Annotated in this window: 26 protein-coding genes; 15 read left to right on the top strand and 11 right to left on the bottom strand. The window is 58.8% G+C overall.

From position 1 onward, the window contains the following. Nucleotides 1–107: 107 nt before the first annotated feature. From pdxH to anmK, 3 genes are all read right to left on the bottom strand, one after another. Nucleotides 108–761 (bottom strand): pyridoxamine 5'-phosphate oxidase, encoded by a 654-nt coding sequence (gene pdxH / locus AC2CGI_RS12020; RefSeq protein ID WP_004931292.1) that lies wholly within the window; start codon nt 759–761, stop codon nt 108–110. 89 nt (nt 762–850) lie between these two features. Then, nucleotides 851–1,153: an MliC family protein gene (locus AC2CGI_RS12015; RefSeq protein WP_004931294.1), complete on the bottom strand. Its 303-nt coding sequence runs from the start codon at nt 1,151–1,153 to the stop codon at nt 851–853. Nucleotides 1,154–1,198: 45 nt separating this feature from the next. Further along, nucleotides 1,199–2,320: an anhydro-N-acetylmuramic acid kinase gene (gene anmK, locus AC2CGI_RS12010; RefSeq protein ID WP_015377738.1), complete on the bottom strand. Its 1,122-nt coding sequence runs from the start codon at nt 2,318–2,320 to the stop codon at nt 1,199–1,201. Between the two features lie 352 nt (nt 2,321–2,672). On the opposite strand from anmK, the gene AC2CGI_RS12005 reads away from it, so the two are divergent. Further along, nucleotides 2,673–3,137 carry an outer membrane lipoprotein gene (locus AC2CGI_RS12005; protein WP_025159710.1) on the top strand — a complete coding sequence of 155 codons (465 nt, stop codon included), beginning with the start codon at nt 2,673–2,675 and terminating at the stop codon, nt 3,135–3,137. A 93-nt stretch (nt 3,138–3,230) separates the two neighbouring features. Here AC2CGI_RS12005 and slyA read toward each other — a convergent pair whose 3' ends face one another. Next, a complete protein-coding gene (slyA, locus tag AC2CGI_RS12000; RefSeq protein WP_004931301.1) occupies nt 3,231–3,662 on the bottom strand; it encodes a transcriptional regulator SlyA in 432 nt (143 codons plus the stop codon). A gap of 180 nt (nt 3,663–3,842) precedes the next feature. Here slyA and AC2CGI_RS11995 point away from each other — a divergent pair, with 180 nt between their 5' ends. The 3 genes from AC2CGI_RS11995 to AC2CGI_RS11985 are packed head-to-tail and all read left to right on the top strand — an operon-like array spanning nt 3,843 to nt 6,980. Further along, nucleotides 3,843–4,079, top strand: a complete 237-nt coding sequence (locus AC2CGI_RS11995) for a DUF1656 domain-containing protein (RefSeq protein WP_004931303.1) — start codon at nt 3,843–3,845, stop codon at nt 4,077–4,079. A 3-nt stretch (nt 4,080–4,082) separates the two neighbouring features. Further along, nucleotides 4,083–4,946: an efflux RND transporter periplasmic adaptor subunit gene (locus AC2CGI_RS11990; protein WP_015377735.1), complete on the top strand. Its 864-nt coding sequence runs from the start codon at nt 4,083–4,085 to the stop codon at nt 4,944–4,946. A gap of 3 nt (nt 4,947–4,949) precedes the next feature. Further along, complete coding sequence (locus tag AC2CGI_RS11985; protein ID WP_076740273.1) at nt 4,950–6,980, top strand: FUSC family protein; 2,031 nt, start codon at nt 4,950–4,952, stop codon at nt 6,978–6,980. Here the strand turns inward: AC2CGI_RS11985 and sodC are convergent, their stop codons facing one another. Then, nucleotides 6,981–7,502 carry a superoxide dismutase family protein gene (gene sodC / locus AC2CGI_RS11980; protein WP_015377733.1) on the bottom strand — a complete coding sequence of 174 codons (522 nt, stop codon included), beginning with the start codon at nt 7,500–7,502 and terminating at the stop codon, nt 6,981–6,983. 241 nt (nt 7,503–7,743) lie between these two features. On the opposite strand from sodC, the gene AC2CGI_RS11975 reads away from it, so the two are divergent. Continuing rightward, a complete protein-coding gene (locus AC2CGI_RS11975) occupies nt 7,744–9,588 on the top strand; it encodes a polyurethane esterase (RefSeq protein WP_044031338.1) in 1,845 nt (614 codons plus the stop codon). A gap of 59 nt (nt 9,589–9,647) precedes the next feature. Here the strand turns inward: AC2CGI_RS11975 and AC2CGI_RS11970 are convergent, their stop codons facing one another. The 3 genes from AC2CGI_RS11970 to AC2CGI_RS11960 all read right to left on the bottom strand — a co-directional run bounded on the left by AC2CGI_RS11970 (nt 9,648) and on the right by AC2CGI_RS11960 (nt 11,836). After that, nucleotides 9,648–10,544 (bottom strand): aldo/keto reductase, encoded by an 897-nt coding sequence (locus AC2CGI_RS11970; RefSeq protein WP_004931312.1) that lies wholly within the window; start codon nt 10,542–10,544, stop codon nt 9,648–9,650. 99 nt (nt 10,545–10,643) lie between these two features. Continuing rightward, nucleotides 10,644–10,883 carry a DUF1289 domain-containing protein gene (locus AC2CGI_RS11965; protein WP_015377731.1) on the bottom strand — a complete coding sequence of 80 codons (240 nt, stop codon included), beginning with the start codon at nt 10,881–10,883 and terminating at the stop codon, nt 10,644–10,646. A 23-nt stretch (nt 10,884–10,906) separates the two neighbouring features. Continuing rightward, nucleotides 10,907–11,836, bottom strand: coding sequence for a LysR substrate-binding domain-containing protein (locus tag AC2CGI_RS11960; protein WP_217697365.1), 930 nt, complete (start codon nt 11,834–11,836; stop codon nt 10,907–10,909). A 139-nt stretch (nt 11,837–11,975) separates the two neighbouring features. On the opposite strand from AC2CGI_RS11960, the gene AC2CGI_RS11955 reads away from it, so the two are divergent. The 6 genes from AC2CGI_RS11955 to rnt all read left to right on the top strand — a co-directional run bounded on the left by AC2CGI_RS11955 (nt 11,976) and on the right by rnt (nt 17,823). Beyond that, the gene (locus AC2CGI_RS11955; protein ID WP_004931317.1) at nt 11,976–12,617 is read left to right on the top strand and encodes an NAD(P)-dependent oxidoreductase; all 642 of its coding nucleotides are present in this window, start codon (nt 11,976–11,978) and stop codon (nt 12,615–12,617) included. Nucleotides 12,618–12,755: 138 nt separating this feature from the next. Beyond that, the gene (eptA, locus tag AC2CGI_RS11950) at nt 12,756–14,393 is read left to right on the top strand and encodes a phosphoethanolamine transferase EptA (RefSeq protein ID WP_049240185.1); all 1,638 of its coding nucleotides are present in this window, start codon (nt 12,756–12,758) and stop codon (nt 14,391–14,393) included. Nucleotides 14,394–14,495: 102 nt separating this feature from the next. Further along, entirely contained in the window at nt 14,496–15,116 is a 621-nt protein-coding gene (locus AC2CGI_RS11945) for a TetR/AcrR family transcriptional regulator (RefSeq protein WP_021505463.1), read from the top strand. Nucleotides 15,117–15,207: 91 nt separating this feature from the next. Next, nucleotides 15,208–16,311, top strand: coding sequence for an alkene reductase (gene nemA, locus AC2CGI_RS11940; RefSeq protein WP_004931322.1), 1,104 nt, complete (start codon nt 15,208–15,210; stop codon nt 16,309–16,311). A 341-nt stretch (nt 16,312–16,652) separates the two neighbouring features. Continuing rightward, the gene (gene gloA / locus AC2CGI_RS11935) at nt 16,653–17,060 is read left to right on the top strand and encodes a lactoylglutathione lyase (RefSeq protein ID WP_004931325.1); all 408 of its coding nucleotides are present in this window, start codon (nt 16,653–16,655) and stop codon (nt 17,058–17,060) included. Nucleotides 17,061–17,139: 79 nt separating this feature from the next. Then, nucleotides 17,140–17,823 carry a ribonuclease T gene (gene rnt, locus AC2CGI_RS11930; protein ID WP_016927925.1) on the top strand — a complete coding sequence of 228 codons (684 nt, stop codon included), beginning with the start codon at nt 17,140–17,142 and terminating at the stop codon, nt 17,821–17,823. 67 nt (nt 17,824–17,890) lie between these two features. Here rnt and AC2CGI_RS11925 read toward each other — a convergent pair whose 3' ends face one another. After that, complete coding sequence (locus AC2CGI_RS11925; RefSeq protein ID WP_004931329.1) at nt 17,891–18,238, bottom strand: Grx4 family monothiol glutaredoxin; 348 nt, start codon at nt 18,236–18,238, stop codon at nt 17,891–17,893. 416 nt (nt 18,239–18,654) lie between these two features. Here AC2CGI_RS11925 and AC2CGI_RS11920 point away from each other — a divergent pair, with 416 nt between their 5' ends. Together AC2CGI_RS11920 and sodB are read left to right on the top strand one after the other, a co-directional pair. Next, entirely contained in the window at nt 18,655–19,473 is an 819-nt protein-coding gene (locus tag AC2CGI_RS11920; protein WP_004931330.1) for a C40 family peptidase, read from the top strand. Between the two features lie 199 nt (nt 19,474–19,672). Next, nucleotides 19,673–20,251 (top strand): superoxide dismutase [Fe], encoded by a 579-nt coding sequence (sodB, locus tag AC2CGI_RS11915; RefSeq protein WP_021505464.1) that lies wholly within the window; start codon nt 19,673–19,675, stop codon nt 20,249–20,251. A 64-nt stretch (nt 20,252–20,315) separates the two neighbouring features. Here sodB and cydH read toward each other — a convergent pair whose 3' ends face one another. Further along, complete coding sequence (cydH, locus tag AC2CGI_RS11910) at nt 20,316–20,405, bottom strand: cytochrome bd-I oxidase subunit CydH (protein WP_004931335.1); 90 nt, start codon at nt 20,403–20,405, stop codon at nt 20,316–20,318. A 324-nt stretch (nt 20,406–20,729) separates the two neighbouring features. Between cydH and purR the strand changes: the two genes are divergently transcribed. Then, on the top strand, nt 20,730–21,755 hold the full coding sequence (gene purR / locus AC2CGI_RS11905) for an HTH-type transcriptional repressor PurR (protein ID WP_004931336.1): 1,026 nt from the start codon (nt 20,730–20,732) through the stop codon (nt 21,753–21,755). On the opposite strand, the gene punR is transcribed toward purR, so the two are convergent. Then, on the bottom strand, nt 21,752–22,696 hold the full coding sequence (gene punR / locus AC2CGI_RS11900) for a DNA-binding transcriptional activator PunR (protein ID WP_004931338.1): 945 nt from the start codon (nt 22,694–22,696) through the stop codon (nt 21,752–21,754). The two genes, purR and punR, sit on opposite strands and share 4 nt — an antisense overlap. A gap of 123 nt (nt 22,697–22,819) precedes the next feature. On the opposite strand from punR, the gene punC reads away from it, so the two are divergent. Further along, complete coding sequence (gene punC / locus AC2CGI_RS11895; RefSeq protein WP_015377723.1) at nt 22,820–24,031, top strand: purine nucleoside transporter PunC; 1,212 nt, start codon at nt 22,820–22,822, stop codon at nt 24,029–24,031. Nucleotides 24,032–24,213: the final 182 nt, after the last annotated feature.

Raw genomic sequence — 24,213 nt, 5'->3', positions numbered from 1 at the left:
TGCCGGTACACGGCCTTTCGCCCAGTGGCGAAATAAAAATTCAGGGTAGCGCATAGAATAAAGCGCCGGCGGCATCAGCACCAGCGCTTAGAGAGGATTTTCCGCCTTCAGGGTGCCAGTCGGTCAATTTTCCAGTCATTCCCGTCCCGCTGATACAGGAAACGGTCATGCAGGCGATGGGCGCCACCCTGCCAGAACTCGACGGAGTCGAATTTCACGCGGAATCCGCCCCAGAAACTCGGCAACGGCACCTCGCCCTGCTGGAACTTCTGCTTCAGCTCGAGGAATTTGCTTTCCAGCACGCCGCGCGCGGAAATGCGCGACGATTGCTGCGAGACCCAGGCGCCGATCTGGCTGTCCTTCGGCCGGCTGTTGAAATACTTCAGCACGTCGAGCGTCGACAGACGCTCCGCCTGGCCGAGGAAAATCACCTGGCGATCGAGCATGTGCCAGGGGAACAGCAGGCTGATATGCGGGTTGTGCGCCAGCTGTTGCGCCTTGCGGCTGCCGAGGTTGGTGTAGAACACCAGCCCCTGCTCATCGAAATGCTTCAGCAGCACGATGCGTTGATAAGGCTGGCCGTGTTCGTCGACGGTGGCGACGCACATGGCGGTGGGATCCGCAAGGCGCGCGTCGCAGGCCTGTTTCAACCAACGCTCGAACAGTTCGAGCGGGCTGGCGGTCAGATCGTTGCGGCGCAGGCCGCCCCGGGTGTATTCACGGCGCAGGTCCGCAACATCAAACTCATTCTTTTCAATCATCTGGGTTATCGACCAACTGAAAAAATCCGTCGTTACATTCTGCGCCTGCGGCGTCAGGAACTCAATCGCTCCGACGCCGCCGTCAACCCTCACTCCGTCAACACGCAGTCGCTCATGACTACCTTGCCGTTGCGCTCAAGATAGGCGTTACGGTCTTTCGACCAAAAAGTGTATTTGCCGTCGCTGTATTTGGCGCCGGTCAGCGCCAGCACCTGCTTGAGATGCAGCTGCTCGCCATCCATCAGCAGGCTGACTTCGCTCGCCTTGCCGTCGAGCGCCACCGTCAGCGGCGTAGTGCCGCACTGGTAGTGCATCGTCTGGCTGCTCTGCGGCAGGATGTAGCTGCAGCCGGACAGCGCCAGCGCGCCGGCGACGAAAATGACTTTTTTCATGCTGTTGCTCCTTAGAAAAATCCTTCACAGGCTATCCTAACAGAGCTAACGGCCCCCCAATGGCAAAACCGGATAAATCCCACCCAGCACCGTTTCACGGCTGGCGCCGGTTACCGAAGGCAGGTTGCCGGCCTGGCCGGACAGCGTACGGAAGGCCAGCCAGGCAAAGGCCAACGCCTCCATGTCGTCACCGCTGACGCCGAAATCGTCGGTCAGCCCGACCTCAGTGCCCGGCAGCAGCGCCGACAAACGCGCCATCAGCAGCGTGTTGCGTGCCCCGCCGCCGCACACCAACAGACGCTCGCACCCGCCGGCCAGCTGCACCTGTTCGCTAATGCTGACGGCGGTCAGCTCCGTCAGCGTGGCCTGCACGTCGACCGGCGCAATCGCCGGTAGTCCGGCCAGCTGCCGCTCCAGCCAAGCGATATTGAAATACTCGCGGCCGGTGCTTTTCGGCGCCGGTTGCGCGAAGTACGGATCCGCCAGCATCTGCTGCAACAACGGCAAGCAGACTCGCCCCTGCATCGCCCAGCCGCCGTCCTGATCATAAGGCTGCGCGCGGTGGCGCCACACCCAGGCGTCCATCAGCATGTTGCCCGGCCCGGTATCGAAACCGCGCACCGCCGTACCGGGCAACAGCAGAGAGAGGTTGGCGATGCCGCCGACGTTTAGCACCATGCGCCGCTCGACGGGATGCCCCAGCAGCGCCTGATGAAACGCCGGCACCAGCGGGGCGCCCTGCCCGCCGTACGCCATGTCGCGCCGGCGGAAATCGCCGACGGTGGTGATATTGGTCAGCGCGGCGATGCGGTTGTTATCGCCGAGCTGCATCGAGAAACGCGCGTCGCCTTCCGGCTCGTGCCACACCGTCTGGCCGTGGCAACCGATGGCGGTGACCTGCTCCGCGTCGATGCCGGTTTGCTTCAGCAGGCCGAGCACCGCCTCGCCGAACAGCGTACCCAACTGCGCATCCAGCCGGCCGACGGCGGCCAACGTAGTTTGCTGCCCCTGGCACATCCCCAGGATCTCTTTTTTCAACGCCATCGGCATCGGATGGCTATAGCTGGCCTGCTGCGCCACCATGCGATCGTCAATCGCGGCCAATACCACATCGATTCCGTCCAGACTGGTGCCGGACATGACGCCTATATAGCGGCCTGACTTCATAGCAACATCCTCTAACCCGCACGGTAAGCAAATTTTATCCTGACAAATAAACCAGAATTGACGAATTAACGCCATGAATTATGATGCTTTTTTTTACGCGCCGTGAGCCAGATGCGTCTCTGTGGCACATTTTATGTGTTAAACCGTGCGTTAACCGGCAACGGAATGTCGGTGAGGCTGTCATAAAGGTAAACCGCGGTTTATTATTGGTTGAACAGAGAAAAGTTAAGCTGCGTGCAGCGATGAGGCATGGCGCTGTATCAACTTTCAGCCATACTTTGTCTATCATTTTCACTGAATCTTGCCTGGTGAGCATTGCCAGGTTATGGACTACTACCATCAGGAGTTTTATATGATCAAGCGTCTTCTCGTCGTTGCCGTCGCCGCCGTTACGTTGGCTGGGTGTGCCAATGAATCCATGTCCGGCGATGTCTACTCGTCCTCGCAGGCCAAGCAGGTGCAGAACGTCACTTACGGGACGCTGGTTTCCGTGCGTCCGGTTAAAATTCAGGGCGGCGAAGGCTCCAACGCCTTGGGGATGATCGGCGGCGCGGTAATTGGTGGGTTGTTGGGCAACACCGTTGGCGGCGGCACCGGCCGTACGTTGGCTACCGCGGCGGGCGCTATCGCCGGCGGCGCGGCGGGCAACAGCATCGGTGAAGTGGCCGGTCGTACCTCAGGCTACGAGCTGGAAATCAAAACCGACCAGAAAGAGAACATCGTGGTGGTGCAGAAAGCAGGCGACACCAAGTTCAGCCCGGGTCAGCGCGTGCGCATGGCGCGCATGGGCGACACCATCACCGTCTCTCCGCTGTAAGTCAGCAGGCGGCACACGGCAAACCGGAGGCAATCGCCTCCGGTTTTATTTCTGATGCTGTGAAACTGTAATCGTAGAAAAATAAGAATATTATTATTTGTTCTGCAGTTCGGTGATATTTTGTTCTAACTTGCCAATCAGCCCTACCAACAGATGCACTTCGTCGGCGGTAATGCCGCTTAAAATCTCACTGCGTGTAGACGTGATCACACTGTCCACTTCCCTGATGATCGGATCGGCCGCTTCGGTCAGCTTGATGCGCTTCGCGCGGCGATCGTTGGCACAGGTGTGACGCGTGATCAGCCCCTTCTCCTCCAATTGGTCCAGCGTGCGAACCAGTGACGGTTGCTCGATACCGATCGCCTTGGCCAACTGGATTTGCGACTGCTCCGGCGGCAAACGATTGATATTGTGCAAAGTGACCCAGTGCGTTTGGGTCAGCTCCAACGGCTTGAGCCGATGATCGATGAGCGCGCGCCAAACACGAACTAATCGTGCTAAATCTGAACCTAATGTTGACTCCACTTCCCCCTCCTTATAATTAGCATGCTAACATTACCTCCCAGAGTTTAGACTATTTTGGGTAACTCACATTAAAAACACAAATGTATATAATGTATATTGTGGAAATAGCCACTATTTTCGGCCGTTATCGTTTAATCGTTATGCAAATATTCAACATATTCACCCTTAGGGATTGTTAATGTGAATACATCATGGTTACACACCTCATCCCCCTTACCCGATTTGGTCCTGGGGGCATCGCTTTATTTTCCACCTATATTTAAAGCTTTTTTACTAGGACTGGTCTTATGGCTGCTGATTCATCAACTGCTGAGAGACTGGATGTATTCCGGTGAAATCTGGCATCCCATGTTGATGGACCTGTCCATTTTCGTTCTGACCGTCAGCGGTTCCTTATGGATTTTAGCGAGTTGGTAACCCATGCAGCATAAAACATTAAAATACTTCTCTACGGTGATCGTCTGCGCCATTGCCGTCTGCGCCGGTTGGTGGCTCTGGAATTATTATATGCAATCCCCATGGACCCGTGATGGAAAAGTGCGCGCCGAACTCGTCAATATCACCCCTGAAGTCTCTGGAAGATTAGAGAAAATAAGCGCGAATGACAATCAGTTCGTACCTGCGGGAAGTCTGATTTTTACCCTCGACCCGGTGCCCTACCAGATCGCGCTGGACAATGCCGAGGCCGCGGTGGCAAAAGCGCAATCGGATCTGGCCAAGGCAGACCACGAAGCCGCCCGACGCCGCGGGTTGCCGCGCAACGTTATTTCCGCTGAAGATTTGGACGAGTCCAATTTAGCCGCTCAGGCAATGAAGGCCGCCTATAAAGCCGCCCTGGCCAACCTGGAACAGGCCAAATGGAATTTGAGCAAAACTAAAATTTACGCGCCGACCGACGGTTATATCACCAATCTGCAGGCGCGGGTCGGGAACTACGCCAACGCCGGCACGCCTTTGGTCGCGTTGGTGGATGTCCATTCGTTTTATGTACTCGGTTATTTCGAAGAAACCAAGCTGAAACATATAAAAGAAGGCAATAAAGCCGATATTGTCTTATATAACGGCAACACCCCGCTGCAGGGAGAAGTAGAGAGTATCGGCCGCGCCATTTACGATCAGAGCGTTGACAGCAACAACGATCTATTAATGGATGTTAAGCCCAATGTTCCCTGGGTGCGTTTGGCTCAGCGCGTGCCGGTGCGGATAAAATTGCTCAACGTGCCCGCCGATTTGACGCTGGTTGCCGGCACCACCTGCACCATTTCGATTCATCAGCGGAACTAAAGTGTGAACCTGCCCTTTCTGGAGTGGAGCCGTACCCCCTGGGGTAAGGCGACCGGCGGCCAATGGCGCTATGCGCTGCGCAACTCGCTGGCGATGTGTCTGGCGCTGTGGGTCGCGTTCGTGCTCGAACTCGACGAACCCTATTGGGCGCTTACCTCCGCCGCGGTGGTGAGCTTCCCCACCATCGGCGGCGTGATCAGCAAAAGCATCGGCCGCATCTTCGGCAGCCTGGTGGGCGCCGCCGCCTCGGTGGCGATCGCCGGCCACTGCCTGAACGATCCCTGGCTGTTTACGCTGTTCATCGCCGCCTGGATCGGGTTGTGCACCTACGTCTCCAACCATTACCAAAACAACGTCTCTTATGCCTTCGCGCTGGCGGGCTATACCGCCGCCATCATCGCCTTCGGCACGGTCAACGTCACCGATACCCAGCAGATCTTCGACATCGCCCAGGCGCGAGTTTGCGAAGTGATCACCGGCATTCTGTGCGGCGGGTTGATGATGATGATCCTGCCCAGCACCTCCGACGGCGAAGCCCTGATGACCTCGCTGCGGCGCATGCAACTGCGCCTGCTGGAGCACGCCGCCATGCTGTGGCAGCCGGAGGTCACCGCGCAGATGCGCACCTCGCACGAAGGGGTCATCGGCCAGATCCTGACCATGAACCTGCTGCGCATTCAGGCATTCTGGAGCCACTACCGGCTGCGGCGGCAAAATAACCTGCTCAACTATCTGCTGCACCAGCAGCTGCGCATTACCAGCGTCATCTCCAGCCTGCGCCGCATGCTGCTGAACTGGCCGGATCGCCCCGTCAATCTGATGCCGGTGCTGACGCAACTGCTGGACGAGCTGCGCGATCCCGCCACCGATAAATATCGCTTGGCGCGCCTGCTCCAGCAGATCGCGCCGCACGATCCCGCGGACTATCGCCATCGCGCCTTCTGGCTGCGGTTGCGCGATTTCTGTTGGCTTTACCTGCGCTGCAGCCGCTGGCTGCGGCGGTTGGAAAGCGCCACGGCGGTCAGCGATCTCCAACCGCCGCGCGCCACTTCGCTGGCGCGCCATACCGACAGCTATGAAGCCGCCTACAATGGCCTGCGCACCTTTTTGTGCATCGTGATCGGCTGCGCCTACTGGATCAACACGCAATGGGACGCCGGCAGCGCGGCGCTGACGCTCACCGCCATCAGCTGCGTGCTCTACTCCTCCACGCCTTCGCCGATCAACAGCGTCAGCACCTTGCTCAAGGCGGTGCTGCTGCTCTCGGTCGCCTGCTTCGTGGTGAAATTCGGTTTGATGATCCAGATTGACGATTTCTGGGTGTTCTGCGCCTTCCTGTTCCCGATCCTGGTGACCATGCAGATGCTCAAGCTGCAGAACCCGCCTTATGCCGCGCTTTGGGGGCAGCTGATCGTCTTTATGGGCTCGTTTCTGACCGTCAGCAATCCGCCGAGCTATGACTACCAGTCCTTTATCAATGACAACATCGCTAAAGTCGTCGGCGTGCTGCTGGCCGGGCTGGCGTTTCAGATCCTGCGCCCCAGCTCGGACAAACGCAAAAGCCGCCGCATTATCCGCGCGCTGCGGCGCGACTTTATCGATCAGTTGAGCAAACGGCCGCAGCAGAGCGAAAGCCAGTTTGAATCGCTGATCTACCATCGCATCAGCCAGCTCAATCAAAGTCAGGATCAGGAGGCGCGCACCTGGTTACTGCGCTGGGGCGTGGTGCTGCTCAACTGCAGCCATATCGTCTGGCAACTGCGCGACTGGCAAACCCGATCAGATCCGCTGTCGGCGGTGCGCAACGTCTGTATCCACTGCCTGCGCGGCATCATGACGGAGAAAGGCGTGCAGCACAGTTCGCTGGACGCCACACTGCAGGAATTGCTGCGCATGAGCAACGCGCTGGCGCACCACCCGGAACAGGCGGCGCGCGATCTGGCTGGCCTGATTTGGCGGCTCTACTGCTCGCTGCAGCAGTTGCAACAGGCGATGGGCCAGCCCGCCGCCGCACCGGCCGTTAGCGGCGGGTGATCACTTGATCACGCCGCAGGCGAAGCGCGCACCGCCGCCGCCGAGCGGCTGTGGATGATCCGAGTGGTTATCGCCGCCGGCGTGCACCATCAGCGCCTTGCCCTCAATTTCGCTGATTTTTTTCAGCCGCGGCGCCAACACCGGATCGTTCGCCATGCCGTCGGCGGTCACATAGATGGCCGGCAAATCGCCCAGATGCCCGTCGGCATAGGGTCCGAGGTGTTTCCCGGTTTTTTGCGGATCAAAATGCCCGCCAGCCGCCAGCGCCGCCACCGCCTTGCCGTCCTTCATGCCCGGCTCGCAGCTACCTTTCTCATGCACATGAAAACCGTGCACCCCGGCCGGCAAGGCTTTCAGGCTCGGCGTGAACAGTAAGCCGTAAGGCGTTTCGCTGATGGCCACTTTGCCGATATCCTGACCGATACCCTGCCCGGTCACCAAATTCATCTCAACGTCGACCGTCGCCGCCTGAGCGGCCCCGCAGGCCATCAGGCCAAGCGCCGCATACCAATAACGTTTCATCAATCAGTCTCCTTAATGACTATATCGAGTTATCAGTATAGGAGAGCCAACGCCAGCACTGTTAACCAACGCACAATCTCGCCAATTTGATTCGCGGGCCTAATATTTAGCACCAATAATAATTCTACCGATGTTGGTCCTCTGACCAGCTGTCGTTCGGCTAACGTTGTTTCCCTGTTTCCACCGCCGACGCGCGAGAGTTCACTTCCCGGCCAGGCGGCATACTTCATAAGGAACTGATATGGGCATCTTTAGCTATAAGGATCTGGACGAAAACGCGTCAAAGGCGCTGTTTTCCGACGCCTTGGCCATCTCTACCTACGCTTACCACAATATCGATAACGGCTTCGATGAAGGCTATCACCAGACCGGTTTCGGGCTCGGTCTGCCGCTGACGCTGATCACGGCGCTCATCGGCAGCACCCAGTCGCAGGGCGGCCTGCCCGGCCTGCCCTGGAACCCCGACTCCGAACAGGCCGCGCAGGAAGCGGTAAATAATGCCGGCTGGTCGGTGATCGATGCCACGCAGTTGGGTTACGCCGGCAAAACCGATGCGCGCGGCACCTACTACGGCGAGACCGCCGGTTACACCACCGCGCAGGCCGAGGTGCTGGGCAAATATGACAGCGAAGGCAATCTCACCGCCATTGGCATCTCATTTCGCGGCACCAGCGGCCCGCGCGAGTCGTTGATCGGCGATACCATCGGCGATGTGATTAACGATCTGCTGGCCGGGTTCGGGCCGAAAGGTTACGCCGACGGCTATACGCTGAAGGCGTTCGGCAACTTGCTGGGCGACGTGGCGAAATTCGCGCAGGCCCACGGGCTGAGCGGCGAGGACGTGGTGGTCAGCGGCCACAGCCTCGGCGGGCTGGCGGTCAACAGCATGGCGGCGCAGAGCGACGCCAACTGGGGCGGCTTCTACGCGCAGTCCAACTATGTCGCCTTCGCCTCGCCGACCCAGTACGAAGCCGGCGGCAAGGTGATCAACATCGGTTATGAGAACGATCCGGTGTTTCGCGCGCTCGACGGCACCTCGCTGACCCTGCCGTCATTGGGCGTTCACGATGCGCCGCATACCTCCGCCACCAACAATATCGTCAACTTCAACGACCACTACGCGTCGGACGCCTGGAATCTGTTGCCGTTCTCCATTCTCAACATTCCGACCTGGCTATCCCACCTGCCGTTCTTCTATCAGGATGGCCTGATGCGGGTGCTGAACTCCGAGTTTTATTCGCTGACCGACAAAGACTCGACCATCATCGTCTCCAACCTGTCGAACGTGACGCGCGGCAGTACCTGGGTGGAAGACCTGAACCGCAACGCGGAAACGCACAGCGGGCCGACGTTTATCATCGGCAGCGACGGCAATGATTTGATCAAGGGCGGCAAAGGCAACGATTATCTCGAGGGCCGCGACGGCGACGATATCTTCCGCGACGCCGGCGGCTATAACCTGATCGCCGGCGGCAAAGGCCACAATATCTTCGATACCCAGCAGGCGTTGAAGAATACCGAGGTCGCCTACGACGGCAACACGCTTTACCTGCGCGACGCCAAGGGCGGCATTACGCTGGCGGACGACATCAGCACCCTGCGCAGCAAAGAAACCTCCTGGCTTATCTTCAACAAAGAAGTGGATCATCAGGTAACCGCCGCCGGATTGAAATCGGACTCAGGCCTCAAAGCCTATGCCGCCGCCGCCACCGGCGGCGACGGCGATGACGTGCTGCAGGCTCGCAGCCACGACGCCTGGCTGTTCGGCAACGCCGGCAACGACACGCTGATCGGCCACGCCGGCGGCAACCTGACCTTCGTCGGCGGCAGCGGCGATGACATCCTGAAGGGCGTCGGCAACGGCAACACCTTCCTGTTCAGCGGCGATTTCGGCCGCGACCAGCTGTATGGCTTCAACGCCAGCGATAAACTGGTATTTATCGGCACCGAAGGCGCCAGCGGCAATATCCGCGACTACGCCACGCAGCAAAACGACGATCTGGTGCTGGCCTTCGGCCACAGCCAGGTCACGCTGATCGGCGTCTCGCTCGATCACATCAGCACCGATCAGGTGGTGTTGGCCTAAAGATCGGCATAAAAAAAGCCGGGCGCTTTCGCCGCCCGGCTTTCCTCTTTCTGCCCGCCTTAAGGCACGTCATACCCCAGCGCCGCCTTGCGAATGCGGAACCACTGCTGGCGGCTCAGCACCAGTTTCTGCGCCTTCAGCGCCGAACGCACCCGCTCAATCTTGCCGGAGCCGATGATTGGCAACGGCGACGACGGCAGGCGCATCACCCAGGCGTACACCACCTGCTCGATGGTCTCCGCGCCGATCTCTTGCGCCACCCGCTGCAACTCGTCGCGCAGCGGCTGAAACTCGGCGTCGTTGAACAGGCGCCCGCCGCCCAGGCAGGACCAGGCCATCGGCTTGATGCGCAGTTGCTGGCACTGGTCGAGCGTGCCGTCGAGAATGGCCGGTTGGTGAATCGGCGAGATCTCCACCTGGTTGGTCGCCAGCGTGAACGGCAGACGCGACTGCAACAGTTGGAACTGCGCGGGCGTAAAGTTGGATACGCCGAAATGGCGCACCTTGCCGCTTTTGTGCAACGCAACGAAGGCTTCGGCTACGTCGTCAGCGTCCATCAACGGATCCGGGCGGTGGATCAGCAGCAGATCGAGGTAATCGGTATGCAGATGGCGCAGTGACTGTTCCGCACTCTGCACGATATGATCGCGGTCGGTGATGTAATGCCCAATCGGGTTACCGGGCTTGGCGGTGGTGGCGATACCGCACTTGGTCACCAATTCCAGCGACTGGCGTAGCGCCGGCTTCAGACGCAGCGCGTCGCCGAACGCCTGTTCGCAGGCATAGCCACCGTAGATATCGGCGTGATCGGCGGTGGTGACGCCCAGTTCGACATGCTGTTCGATGAACGTCAGCAGCTGCTGCGGTGACATGCCCCACTCCATCAACCGCCAGTAACCGCAAATCATGCGGGAAAATTCAGGCCCCTGCGGCGCGAGACGAATACGTTCTACCATTGCGAAAACCTCATGACATTAGTTGTCAGCCAGCATACACAAGCCGGTGAGGCACAGGGAAGCGGTAAGCCACACGAACGTGCGGCAGATCAGGAAAGGTTAAAACAACGACGGCTGCTCCGGCAGCGGCTCGTCAGGCGCTTTATTGGCGCGCTGCAGCCGCAGGAAGCGTTGACGGCACAGGCGCAACACCTCGCGCTTTTGCGCATCACTCATGTTCATCCAGCCGAAACGCTCCTCGCGGCTGCGCAGGCAGCCACGGCAGAATCCACGATCGTCGGCCTGACAAATGCCGCGACACGGGCTGGGGATGTCGAAAAACTCAAGCTGCTGCGCCACGGGGCTCCTCCTGCGTTCTCTTGCTAATTGAAGACGCCATCGCCGCCGCTGGCAAGTCCCTTTTCTCCATTGCGGCGAAAATAGTCACGCAAATAGCGCAGCGCCTGGCGGCTTTTCTCCGGCATAGTGCGTTCCAGCGTCAGCGCGTGCAGCCGCAGCGGCGCCGGCCGCCACTCCGGCAACAGCAGCAACAGCTCGCCGCGCTGCAGTTCGTCGCCAATTTCATACAGCGGCTGAACGGAAATGCCCAGACCGGCGCGGGTAAAGGCGCGCATCACGTTCATGCTCTCGCTGACGATCTGTCCTTCCGCCAGCCGCAGCTTGACCTGCTGGCCGGACTGGTGCTGCAAATCCAGATGCGCCCCGCTGTAGCCGCTGGAGATCCAGCGGTGCTGTACCAAATCCTGCGGTTTTTCCGGCACCCCATGCTGGCTGAGGTAACGCGGTGCGGCGCACAGCACCATCGGCCACGCCGTCAGCGGATGCGCAATCATATTGGCGTCCGCCAGCTGCCGGTTGGCCCGCAGCGCAATGTCGACCCGCTGTTCTATCATATCGACGATGCGATCGTCCGCCAGCACTCGCAGCGTCAGCTTGGGATGCGCCTGCAACAGCGGCGACAACGCCTCCGCAAGCGATCGGCCGCCGATGCCGACCGGGGTGGCGATGCGCAGCTCCCCCACCAGCGTATCCCGCAGCTCCGCCAACCGCTGCTCCGCCTGCAGCGCCTGTTGCAGCATCGCCTCGCAGCCGGGATAGAACGCCGCTCCTGCCTCGGTCAGCACCAGACGGCGGGTGGAACGATGCAGCAACGGCACCCCAAGCGCCTTCTCCAGCGAGCGCATGTGCTGGCTGACCGCCGACGGCGTCATGCCCAGCCGCCGTGCCGCACCGGCCAGCGAGCCCTCCGCCACCACGGTGGCGAATACCGCCATTCGATTGAGTTTATCCACGATTATGAAGTTTTACTTAATCAAGAAAGCATGAATATGGCACTAATCACGGCTATTGTTAAGGACTAGAGTAGAAACCACGCGGCAGGCACCTCGGCCTGCCTCACAATACTGAACCTATCCCCGAAGGAGCATACAGATGAAAGTAGCCATTATTGGAGCAACCGGTTTTGTTGGCCGCCGCGTGGTGGATGAAGCGCTGGCTCGCGGTATTCAGGTGACGGCAATCGCGCGCCAGAAAAAAGAGTTGCCGGAGCACGCCAATCTGACCGTCGCACTGGGCGACGTCGCCGATACGGCTTGGCTGGCGGGACAATTGCGCGGCCAGGACGCGGTGATCAGCGCCTACAACCCCGGCTGGGGCGAAGACAACCTGTATGAGAAAACCACCCGCGGCGCCCAGCAGATCCTCACCGCGGTCGAGCAGGCCGGCGTCAAACGCCTGTTGGTGGTCGGCGGAGCCGGCAGCCTGGAAGTGGCGCCGGGCGTTGAACTGGTGGATACGCCGCAGTTCCCGGAAAATATCCGCCCCGGCGCGCAGGCGGTGCGCGATCTGCGCAACAAACTGCGTAACGAGTCGGCACTCGACTGGACCTATCTTTCGCCGGCCGCCCTGCTGGAGCCGGGCAAACGCACCGGCCAGTTCCGCCTCGGCACCACGCAACTGCTGATGAACGGCGAAGCGCCGGCCAGCATTTCGGTGGAAGACCTGGCGGTCGCTATCGTTGATGAGATTGAAAAGCCTCAGTTTATTCGCGCGCAATTCACCGCCGCCTACTAAACCGCCCCGCCGCCAGGCCGCTCGGCCTGGCGTTTTCCGCGTATTCTCCGCCGCCAGTAATCTGAGTTTCTAAGGTTTTCTTAAGTTTCATCCGGTAGATTTCAAGGCATTATCTACTTTCAGGATCCCGATTTGGCAATGTGGTTACGTCAACGCTTACGGTGCAACAGCCTCGGTTTTACCCTCGCCGCCGCCCTGTTCTTCACTTTATTTCAGAACGCCTTATTCCTGCAGCGCGCCTGGTCGTATATCACCTTCGATAGCGCCCACAGCGTGATTTTCGCCGCCAGCATGCCGGTGGTGATCTTCTGTGCGTTGAATATCATCTTCAGCGTGTTGACCGTGCCCTACCTGCGCAAGCCGCTGATCATCTTTTTCTTGCTCGGCAGCGCCGCAGCCAACTATTTCATGTTCAGCTATGGTGTGGTGATCGACGGCAACATGATGCAGAACGCCTTCGAAACCAACCCTCAGGAGGCGACCGCGCTGCTGACGCCGCGCATGGGATTGTGGCTGACGCTGCTCGGCATTCTGCCGGCGGTGGCGGTCTGCTTCACTCAAATTCGCCAAACTCGCCCCTGGTGGTACATGGTCGGACTGCGCGCCGCCAACGTCATGCTGTCGTTGGTGGTGATCCTGATCGTCGCCGCGCTGTTCTACAAAGACTACGCTTCGCTGATCCGCAACAATAAGAGCGTGGTGAAGATGTTGACGCCTTCCAACTTCGTGGCCGGCACCATCAAGTTTACCGAACAGCGTTACTTCACCCGCAATCTGCCGCTGGTCAAGATCGGCGAAGATGCGCGTAAAGGGCCGCTGATCGCCAGGCAGGCCAAGAAAACGCTGGTGATCCTGGTCGTGGGCGAAACCGCCCGCGCCGAAAACTTCTCCCTAGGCGGCTATGAACGCGAAACCAATCCGCGCCTGAAGCAGGACAACGTGGTCTACTTCAAAAACGCCAGCTCCTGCGGCACCGAAACGGCGATCTCCGTGCCCTGCATGTTCTCCAACATGCCACGCAAGGAGTACGACGCGACCCAGGCGACGCACCAGGAAGGCATGCTCGACGTGCTGGCGCATGCCGGCGTCAATGTGCTGTGGCGCGATAACGACGGCGGCTGCAAAGGCGCCTGCGACCGGGTGCCGCACATCGACATGACCAAGCTGAAACCGCCGCAGGACTGCGACGGCGAGGTTTGCATGGACAACGTGCTGTTGTACAAGCTGAACGACTACATCAATAGCCTGAAAGACGACGGCGTGATCGTGCTGCACCAGATGGGCAGCCACGGCCCGGCTTACTACCGCCGCAGCACGCCAGAATTCCAGGCGTTTTCGCCGACCTGCAACAGTAATCAGATCCAGGATTGCAGCCATGAACAATTGGTGAACACCTACGACAACTCAATCCTGTATACCGACGCGATGCTCGATGCCACCATCAAGCTGCTGCGGCAGTATGACGACCGTTTCAATACCGCGCTGGTCTATTTGTCCGATCATGGCGAATCGCTGGGGGAAAACGGCATGTATCTGCACGGTACGCCTTATGTCTTCGCGCCGAGCCAGCAAACGCACGTGCCTTTCCTGATGTGGATGTCGGCCGACTATCAGCGCAATTTCGGCATCGATCGCCAGTGTCTGAATACGCTGGCGGAAAAGGACGAGGTTTCGCAGGACAACCTGTTCCACACCCTGTTGGGCATGCTGAACGTACAAACCCGCGAATATCAATCCCAGTTGGATATCCTGCAACGCTGCCGCAACGCGGCGTAGCGCTTAACTTCCGCGTGCCGCTGGGGCACAATAGTTTGCAGACAACCGGCGTTTTGTGCGCCGGTTTTTTTATTCCCATTGACCTAGACCAATCGGTCTATTATGCTCGGCACCATGATGACCAAATCAACGCATTGCAACGTGGATACACGTGAACATCTGCTCGCCACCGGCGAAACCCTCAGCCTGCGCCTGGGCTTTACCGGCATGGGGCTGAGCGAACTGCTGGCCACCGCGGGCGTGCCGAAAGGCTCGTTCTACCACTATTTTCGCTCGAAGGAAGCCTTCGGCGAAGCGATGCTGCAGCGCTATTTCGCGCATTATGATGCAGAAATGCAGGCGCTGTTTGCCGACAGACGCGGTGATGCCCGCCACCAGCTGCTCGGCTATTACGCCCAGGCTATCAGCTACCACTGCCGCAGCGAATGCCACAACGCCTGCCTGGCGGTGAAGCTTTCCGCCGAGGTGAGCGATCTGTCAGAACCGATGCGCCATGCGCTGGAAACGGGCACCGCTCGCGTGATCGGCCATCTTCAGGAGGCCATCGAGCGCGGTATCGCCGAGGGCTCGCTGTCGGTAGCCATGAGCCCGGCGGCAACCGCAGAAACGCTGTATTCACTGTGGCTCGGCGCCACGCTGCGCGCCAAAATCCGTCACTCGCTGGCGCCGTTGACCAGCGCGCTGGAAAGTATCGAGTTGCTGCTGCGCCCGCCGCAACCGTAACGGTAACAACTTATTTTTATTGAAAAAATGCAGTTCATGGTTTTTTATCGCTCATTACTAGACGACCGGTCTATTAAATACAGGATGCACTATGAAGACTGAAAAATTGCTCTCTCCGCTGAAGGTTGGCGCCATCACCCTGCCCAACCGCGTGTTTATGGCTCCGCTGACGCGTTTGCGCAGCATCGAGCCGGGCGATATTCCTACGCCGCTGATGGCGGAATATTACGCACAGCGCGCCAGCGCCGGCCTGATCGTGACCGAAGCGACCCAGGTTTCCTTCCAGGCGAAAGGCTACGCCGGCGCGCCCGGTTTGCATACGCCGGAGCAGATCGCCGCATGGAAAAACATCACGCAGGCAGTGCATGACAACAACGGCCACATCGCCGTGCAGCTGTGGCACGTAGGCCGCATTTCCCACGCCAGCCTGCAGCCAGGCGGGCAAGCGCCGGTCGCACCTTCGGCCATCAACGCCGAAACCCGCACCACCGTGCGTGATGAAACCGGCGCCTGGGTGCGCGTGCCGACCTCCACGCCGCGCGCGCTGGAAACCAGCGAGATCCCGGGCATCATCAACGATTTCCGCCAGGCAACCGCCAACGCGCGCGAAGCCGGTTTCGACTTCATCGAACTGCATGCTGCCCACGGCTATCTGCTGCACCAGTTCATGTCACCGGCTTCCAACCAACGTACCGATCAATACGGTGGCAGCATTGAGAATCGCACCCGCCTGACGCTGGAAGTGGTCGACGCCACCATCGCCGAATGGGGTGCCGAACACATCGGTATCCGTATCTCGCCGCTGGGGCCGTTCAACGGGCTGGACAACGGCGAAGATCAGGAAGAAGCAGCGCTGTATCTGGTGGAAGAGCTGAATAAGCGCAATATCGCTTACCTGCACATCTCCGAACCTGACTGGGCCGGCGGCAAACCGTATTCCGACGCCTTCCGCGACTCGGTGCGCGCCCACTTTAAAGGGGTGATCGTCGGTGCCGGCGCCTACACCGCCGAAAAAGCCGAAGCTTTGATCGAAAAAGGTTTCATCGACGCGGTGGCCTTCGGCCGCAGCTACATCGCCAACCCGGATCTGGTAGAGCGTTTCCGCCAGCACGCCCCGCTGAACGAACCTAAGCCGGAAACCTTCTACGGCGGCGGCGCCGAAGGCTATACCGACTATCCGTTTCTGGCGAAGTAATCTGTCCTGACCCCAACGGCCACGCAATCGCATGGCCGTTTTTTATGCGTCGCGCGCAAAGCAAAAAGGCCCGCACGAGGCGGGCCGCTGTTCCCTGGTGTTGATCTTTATTGCCGTTCGATTTTTACACGATCGCCGCTGGAATAGATAATTGATTGTGCAGATCAATTACTCTGTATCGATCGGTACACTCGATCAATATTTAGACACCCTCGACGCGAGACCACAAAGTGACATTGTCACCAGTTCGTCACGTTGAATTCCCTTGCGGGACAAGGCTATACTCGCTTGTGCTTCAATCCACCCGCCGTCTGCCACGGCACAGTCAATTCAGAGGAATTATGCGCTTACTCCATACCATGATCCGCGTCGGTGACCTGCAACGCGCCATCGACTTCTACACCAAGGTATTAGGCATGCGCCTGCTGCGCACCAGCGAAAACCCGGAGTACAAATACTCCCTGGCTTTCGTCGGCTATACGGAAGAGAGCGAAGGCGCAGTTATCGAACTGACCTATAACTGGGGCACCGACAGCTACGATATGGGCACCGCCTTCGGCCACCTGGCGCTGGGCGTGGATGACGTTGCCGCCACCTGCGACAGCATCCGTCGCGCCGGCGGCAAAGTCACCCGCGAAGCCGGCCCGGTGAAAGGCGGTACCACGGTTATCGCCTTCGTCGAAGATCCGGACGGCTACAAAATCGAGCTGATCGAAAACAAACACGCCGGTCAGGGCCTCGGCCACTAAGCCTCCCCTTCAGGGCGCGTTGGCGCCCTGCTGATTCTCCGCGCGATAGCGCCTGCAACCGGGCGCAAAATTTGCCATAATGCGCGCTGCATTCGATGAAGATAAGAAACTGATGGCCGAGAAAAGTGATCTTAACGCCCTGAGTGGTCGTTTTCGTGGGTTTTATCCCGTAGTAATAGATGTTGAAACCGCCGGCTTCAACGCCAATACCGATGCGTTGCTGGAGATCGCCGCCGTCACGCTGAAAATGGATGAGGACGGCTGGCTGCAGCGGGACGAAACCCTGCACTTCCACGTGGAGCCTTTCGAGGGCGCCAACCTGCAGCCGGAAGCGCTGGCGTTTAACGGCATCGATCCGCACAATCCGCTGCGCGGCGCGGTCAGCGAATATGACGCGCTGCACGCCATTTTCAAAGCGGTGCGCAAAGGGCTCAAGGATCGCGGTTGCAATCGCGCCATTATCGTGGCGCACAACGCCAACTTCGATCACAGCTTTTTGATGGCCGCGGCCGAACGCGCCGGCCTGAAGCGCAACCCGTTCCATCCGTTCGCCACCTTCGACACCGCCGCGCTGAGCGGCCTGGTGCTGGGGCAAACGGTGCTGGCCAAAGCCTGCATCGCCGCCGGCATGCCGTTCGACAGCAGCCAGGCGCACTCCGCGCTGTACGACACCGAGCAAACCGCCCTGCTGTTTTGCGAGCTGGTTAACCGCTGGAAACGTCTCGGCGGCTGGCCGCTGCCCGCCGGCGATCTCGCCGAATAAAACCAACAAAAAAGGCGGCCCAGTTACACTGGCGCCGCCCGTTACGCGATAATCGCAAGCCCGTCGATTAAGACTGCTGGTCTTCCTGCGCTTTATACTTTTCTGCCGTTTCTTTGATCAGTTGCTGCAGTTCGCCGCGCTGATACATCTCGATGATGATATCGCAACCGCCGACCAGCTCACCATCTACCCACAGCTGCGGGAACGTCGGCCAGTTGGCGTATTTTGGCAGCTCGGCGCGGATATCCGGGTTCTGCAAAATGTCCACATAGGCGAAACGCTCGCCGCAGGCGGACAGCGCTTGCACAGCCTGCGCGGAAAAGCCGCAGCTCGGCAGCTTTGGCGAACCTTTCATGTAAAGCAGAATCGGGTTTTCAGCGATCTGGTGCTGAATTTTTTCAAGTGTCGTCGTCATTTATTGCTTCCTCAAGCCACATTTCATGGCTACAACATGCATCACGCGGGCTATTGTAGCGGCTGGAACAGTCGCAAGAAAACGCCATCTTTTGCAAGGATATTCGCCCGCCGCCGATCGCGTTTCACCGGCCACGTCATTCCGGTCAAAACATACGTTGAGAATAACATTTTTAATCCGACCATTTCACTAATATATTGCGCCGCGATGCCGGCGCGGCTTAATTATATCCGCCACCGTCGCCTGGCGCTTTTTTATACATCAACAGGCTGATTTTAAACCAAAAAAAATGTCATTAACGTTTTCTCACAATATGGATTATTATTTATGAGTTCTTCGCTGTTTTATATGGTGAAGTTCGGGAATACTGTAACTCTTTCGATATCCGTTTCGGGGCCAAGGTTGGTGACGTCGACATGCGTTTAATTCTTACGCTCTTTGCGCTGCTGTTTACGCAGCTCTTCTTCAATTTGGCGCACGCTGCGCCACAGGCGCGCGTTGCCGCCGAGCAGCGTAAAAGCCATGCTAATGAAGCGCGGCCCGATGACCGCAGAAAAAAGAAAGCGGATAAAGCCGCCAAAAAAGCCAAAGTGACGGCCCCCGAGAAAAAAACCAAGACCGCCAAGGCCAAAAGCGAGAAAAGCGCGAAAAAGATCGTCAGCGCCAAACCCAAGGCCAAAGCGCAGAAAACCGCCAAGATTAAAGTCACCCCGCCGAAAAAGGGCTATAAAAAAGGCTATGGCCGCCACCGCGACGCCGGTATGGCCACCGCCAAACTGGCGCGTGAAGAAAAGCCGTTAAAACTCAGCCCGGCGCACAAAAAACGTTACCAGCATGCCAAACAGACCGCGATGGCCAAGCTGATGGATCAGATGGGCAAGCCTTACCGCTGGGGCGGCAGCTCGCCGCGCACCGGCTTCGACTGCAGCGGCCTTATCTATTACGCCTATAAGGACGTGGTGAAAATCAAGATGCCGCGCACCGCCAACGAAATGTATCACCTTCGCGACGCGGCGCCGATCAAGAAAAGCGAACTGGAAAGCGGCGATTTGGTGTTCTTCCGCATCAACAACCGCGGCGTGGCGGACCATGTCGGCGTCTATCTCGGCAACGGCAAATTCATCCAGTCGCCGCGCACCGGCGAAGAGATCCGCATCAGCCAGCTCGACAACGACTATTGGCAAAACCATTACATCGGCGCACGCCGCGTAGTGACGCCGAAAACCATCCGTTAATTCCCTGTTCTGCGCGGTTGCGGCCCCGGTCGCAACCGCCTGCTCAAGCTATCGCCCATCGCACTCCCCCACGCGCATTTCTCGCTTTTCCTCCTGTTTTTTATGATGAAAATTGTTAAGATTGAATGACCACAATAAAAAACGGCCCATCTGGCTCCCGCCTGGGCGGGAAGAAAGTGGCGCTGTAAAGGAGGAAGCAATGTCGTTTGAATTACCTGCATTACCGTATGAGAAAAACGCGCTCGAGCCGCACATCTCCGCCGAGACCCTGGAATACCACTACGGCAAACACCACAATACCTACGTGGTTAACCTGAACAACCTGGTGAAAGGCAGCGAGTTCGAGGGCAAATCGCTCGAAGAGATCATCAAGACCTCCAACGGCGGCGTGTTCAACAACGCCGCGCAGGTGTGGAACCACACCTTCTACTGGCACTGCCTGTCGCCACAGGGCGGCGGTGAACCGCAGGGCGAACTGGCGGCGGCGATCGTCAAATCCTTCGGCTCTTTCGCTGCGTTCAAAGAGCAGTTCACCGATGCCGCCGTGAAAAACTTCGGCGCCGGCTGGACCTGGCTGGTGAAAAAACCAGACGGTGCGCTGGCGATCGTCAACACCTCCAACGCGGCAACTCCGCTGACCGGTGAAGATAAACCGCTGCTGACCGTTGACGTGTGGGAACACGCGTATTACATCGATTACCGCAATGCGCGTCCAAAATACCTGGAAAACTTCTGGGCGTTGGTCAACTGGAAATTTGCGGCGGAAAACCTGGCGTAAACGCAGGCCTTGCCGAAGTGACGAGGCGCAGCCAGGCTGCGCCTTTTTTAAAACCGGCGGGAGATCAGTTCAACGCGGCGACAAAGCTGAAAGCGATGATCATCGCCAACGCGCCGACGGTAGTGAACAGAGACATCTTCAGATCGGTATCCATGACAACTCCTTTAAAATGGGCTTTCCTAAGGATAAAAGGCGCACAATTAGTACGTCAAATCATTTTCCCACAGTTCGCCGATAAAATCTTGTTATCATTTCCCGGTTTATAATCTCGATTACCTCTTCCACTTTTGTTCAATATGCGACAAAATTCGCAGTTCACAACTGCGTACCGGCATCCATGCCCCTCCTGATTAAGCGCTGAAGACTTCAACACACTAAAAACTCAGTTTTCGCTTCTCTGGAGAAGGATCTACGTAGGCAAACGATTAACATCACACTTACATGCTGTAAACATGTGAGTTCAGGAGTCATTCCTTACATGGCAACGATTAAAGATGTGGCCAAACGCGCGGGCGTTTCCACCACCACCGTTTCGCACGTCATCAATAAGACTCGTTTCGTCGCCGAAGAGACCAAAGCGGCCGTGTGGGCCGCGATCAAAGAGCTGCACTACTCGCCGAGCGCCGTGGCGCGCAGCCTGAAAGTCAATCACACCAAGTCTATCGGTCTGCTGGCCACCTCGAGCGAAGCGCCCTATTTTGCCGAAGTGATCGAGGCGGTGGAAAACAGCTGCTACAGCAAAGGTTACACCCTGATCCTGTGCAACTCGCACAACAATCTGGACAAGCAGCGCGCCTACCTGGCGATGCTGGCGCAAAAGCGCGTCGACGGCCTGCTGGTCATGTGTTCCGAATACCCGGATCAACTGCTGGGCATGCTGGAGGACTACCGTAATATCCCGATGGTGGTGATGGACTGGGGCGCTGCGCGCGGCGACTTCACCGACACCATCATCGATAACGCGTTCGAAGGCGGCTATCTGGCCGGCCGTTACCTGATCGAGCGCGGTCACCGCGATATCGGCGCCATCCCGGGCCAGCTGTCGCGCAACACCGGCGGCGGCCGTCATCAGGGCTTTATGAAGGCGCTGCAGGAAGCGCATATCGACATTCGCGAAGAGTGGATCGTCCAGGGTGACTTCGAGCCGGAGTCCGGCTACAAGGCGATGCACCAAATCCTGTCGCAAAAACAGCGGCCGACCGCGGTATTTTGCGGCGGCGACATCATGGCGATGGGCGCCATCTGCGCCGCTGATGAGCTGGGGCTGCGAGTGCCGCAGGATATTTCCGTGATCGGCTATGACAACGTGCGCAACGCCCGCTACTTCACTCCAGCGCTGACCACCATTCACCAGCCTAAAGAGCGCCTGGGAGAAATGGCCTTCACCATGCTGCTGGATCGCATCATCAGCAAGCGCGAAGAATCGCAGGTGATCGAAGTGCATCCGAAGCTGGTGGAACGCCGTTCGGTCGCCGACGGTCCGTTCATCGACTACCGCCGCTAATCCCCTGAGCCGGAAGCCTGCACGGCTTCCGGCGCCGCCTCGCTCAGCCACTCCTGATTCAGCGTCTCGCCATCGCCCAGATACGCCAGCAGCCAACTCATCGCCGGCGACGGTTTATCCTGCTGCCAGGTCAGGCAGCAAGGGCTGGCGGGAAACGGCTGCTGCAGCTGCAACGCCTTCAGCTCACCGCGCTGCACCAGCGGCAGCGCCCGATGCGCCGGCATCATGCCGACGCACAGCCCGGCGCACAGACAGTCGAGCGCCGATGTCCAGTCCGGCACCACCAGCCGCCGCTGGTTATCCAGCGTCCAGGTGACGCGCTTGGGCAGATTGCGCGAGGTGTCTTCCAGACAAAGCGCAGGGTACGGCCTCAACCGATCGTCATTTAACGGCCCTGCCAGCTGCGCCAGCGGATGCTGTGGGCTGACTACGCACAGCCAGTTCATGTAGCCCATATCGCGGAAGGCAAAGCCGCCGCCGACCGGCACCGCGCGCGTGGCGCCGATCGCCATGTCCACCCTGCCGTCCACCAACGCATCCCAAACGCCGTTGAACACTTCGGGTTGCAGCATCAGTTCAACATCGGGGAAATGGCGGTAGAAATCCAGCACCAGCTGGCGGCTGCGCTGGGGTTTGACGATGATGTCGACTGCGATATTCAGCTGGCCGCGCCACCCGTTGGCCACCTGCTGACAGTGGCGACGGGTGTCGAGCATTTTTTTGATAACAACTCTCGCATCCTTGATAAACAGCGCGCCGGCCGGCGTCAACTCCACATCACGGTGACGCCGCTCAAACAGCGGCACCGCAAGCCATTGTTCCAGTTGCCGCACGGTATAGCTCACCGCCGACGGCACCCGGTGCAGCTCCTGCGCCGCCGCGCTGAAACTGCCGGTGCGCGCGACCGCGTCAACAACTTCAAGAGAATATTCAGACCACATCGCTTTGCCTTCAATTTTTTTAACAGCACTTTGCAAATATTACCGTTTCACAAGCAGAGATCCAGCCGGATACACTGGCCGGCGCTAAAAACCTGCGACACTAAAATATTAACGAGAAATACCATGCGAAATTCTTTTGGCTTTATGTTCTACCTCGCCGGCCTGAGCATGTTGGGTTATCTGGCGACCGATATGTACCTGCCCGCCTTCGGCGCCATGCGGGAGGAACTGCAAATTTCCGCCGGCGCGGTCAGCGCCAGCCTGAGCATCTTCCTGGCCGGCTTCGCCTTCGCGCAACTGCTGTGGGGGCCGCTCTCCGACCGGCTGGGCCGCAAACCGGTATTATTGATCGGCCTGACGCTGTTCGCGCTCGGCTGCCTGGGCATGCTGTGGGTAGAAAATGCCGTGCAGCTCTGGATACTGCGCTTTATTCAGGCCGTCGGCGTCTGTTCCGCCACCGCCATCTGGCAAGCGCTGGTGGTCGACCGCTATCGCGAAGGCCAGGCCAACCGCGTGTTCGCCACCATCATGCCGCTGGTGGCGCTGTCACCAGCGCTGGCGCCGCTGCTTGGCGCCTGGCTGCTGAACCACGCCAGCTGGCGTGCGATCTTCGCCGCGCTGTTGGTGATCACCGCACTGCTGCTGCTGCCGACGCTGCTGCTCAAAGAGCGCGCCAAAACGCCCCCCGCCGCCGACGCGCCGAAAAACGGCGTCAGCTTCTGGCAACTGTTGAAATCTCCGGTGTTCAGCGGCAACGTCGCTATGTACGCCGCCTGCTCGGCCGGTTTCTTCGCCTGGCTGACCGGTTCGCCGTTCATCCTCGGCGATATGGGCTATAGCCCGAGCGACATCGGTCTGAGCTATGTGCCGCAAACGCTGGCCTTCCTGCTGGGCGGCTACGGCTGCCGCGCCGCGCTTAAGCGCATCAATGGCAAAACTCTGCTGCCGTGGCTGCTGGTAGCTTATGGTGTCAGCATGGTGGCGCTGTATCTGGTGGCGACCCTGACCAATCCGACGCTCACCACTCTGCTGATCCCGTTCTGCGTGATGGCGCTGGTCAACGGCGCCGGCTACCCGATCATGGTGGCGAATGCGCTGATGCCGTTCCCGGAAAGCAGCGGCAAAGCCGCCGCGCTGCAAAATACGCTGCAATTGGGGCTGTGTTTTGTGGCAAGCATGCTGGTGTCGGCGTTTATTGCCCAGCCGCTGTTGGCGACGGTGACGGTGATGGTATCTACGGTAGTCCTGGCCGCGCTGGGTTATTTCCTGCAGCGGGGAAAAGCGGCCGATGCGCAGCAAAAGGCACAGCGGGAACATGCTAACTCAGCGTCATAATTGCCAAGATTAATAATCACTTAAAGAATATGTGTGCCGAGTGCGATTTACAGTTGAGTCAACGCCTCGGCACGCCTATACTCAAAAACAACCTTGTAAAGTAACACCTTATAATCTCTATATCTCAATCAGCTATTGTGTACGCGCCTTGCGTCACACTCTTTTTTTAAAGGGGCGTTTAT

The organism is Serratia sp. LSHTC3, assembly GCF_057197125.1.
This window is presented reverse-complemented; position numbering and strand designations above follow the sequence as displayed.

Coding starts and splice junctions, on each gene's coding strand:
- pdxH (WP_004931292.1), bottom strand. CDS start 761: ATGATTGAAAAGAATGAGTTTGATGTTGCGGACCTGCGCCGTGAATAC.
- AC2CGI_RS12015 (WP_004931294.1), bottom strand. CDS start 1,153: ATGAAAAAAGTCATTTTCGTCGCCGGCGCGCTGGCGCTGTCCGGCTGC.
- anmK (WP_015377738.1), bottom strand. CDS start 2,320: ATGAAGTCAGGCCGCTATATAGGCGTCATGTCCGGCACCAGTCTGGAC.
- AC2CGI_RS12005 (WP_025159710.1), top strand. CDS start 2,673: ATGATCAAGCGTCTTCTCGTCGTTGCCGTCGCCGCCGTTACGTTGGCT.
- AC2CGI_RS11990 (WP_015377735.1), top strand. CDS start 4,083: ATGCAGCATAAAACATTAAAATACTTCTCTACGGTGATCGTCTGCGCC.
- sodC (WP_015377733.1), bottom strand. CDS start 7,502: ATGAAACGTTATTGGTATGCGGCGCTTGGCCTGATGGCCTGCGGGGCC.
- AC2CGI_RS11975 (WP_044031338.1), top strand. CDS start 7,744: ATGGGCATCTTTAGCTATAAGGATCTGGACGAAAACGCGTCAAAGGCG.
- AC2CGI_RS11970 (WP_004931312.1), bottom strand. CDS start 10,544: ATGGTAGAACGTATTCGTCTCGCGCCGCAGGGGCCTGAATTTTCCCGC.
- AC2CGI_RS11955 (WP_004931317.1), top strand. CDS start 11,976: ATGAAAGTAGCCATTATTGGAGCAACCGGTTTTGTTGGCCGCCGCGTG.
- eptA (WP_049240185.1), top strand. CDS start 12,756: ATGTGGTTACGTCAACGCTTACGGTGCAACAGCCTCGGTTTTACCCTC.
- AC2CGI_RS11945 (WP_021505463.1), top strand. CDS start 14,496: ATGCTCGGCACCATGATGACCAAATCAACGCATTGCAACGTGGATACA.
- nemA (WP_004931322.1), top strand. CDS start 15,208: ATGAAGACTGAAAAATTGCTCTCTCCGCTGAAGGTTGGCGCCATCACC.
- gloA (WP_004931325.1), top strand. CDS start 16,653: ATGCGCTTACTCCATACCATGATCCGCGTCGGTGACCTGCAACGCGCC.
- rnt (WP_016927925.1), top strand. CDS start 17,140: ATGCGCGCTGCATTCGATGAAGATAAGAAACTGATGGCCGAGAAAAGT.
- AC2CGI_RS11925 (WP_004931329.1), bottom strand. CDS start 18,238: ATGACGACGACACTTGAAAAAATTCAGCACCAGATCGCTGAAAACCCG.
- AC2CGI_RS11920 (WP_004931330.1), top strand. CDS start 18,655: ATGCGTTTAATTCTTACGCTCTTTGCGCTGCTGTTTACGCAGCTCTTC.
- sodB (WP_021505464.1), top strand. CDS start 19,673: ATGTCGTTTGAATTACCTGCATTACCGTATGAGAAAAACGCGCTCGAG.
- cydH (WP_004931335.1), bottom strand. CDS start 20,405: ATGGATACCGATCTGAAGATGTCTCTGTTCACTACCGTCGGCGCGTTG.
- purR (WP_004931336.1), top strand. CDS start 20,730: ATGGCAACGATTAAAGATGTGGCCAAACGCGCGGGCGTTTCCACCACC.
- punR (WP_004931338.1), bottom strand. CDS start 22,696: ATGTGGTCTGAATATTCTCTTGAAGTTGTTGACGCGGTCGCGCGCACC.
- punC (WP_015377723.1), top strand. CDS start 22,820: ATGCGAAATTCTTTTGGCTTTATGTTCTACCTCGCCGGCCTGAGCATG.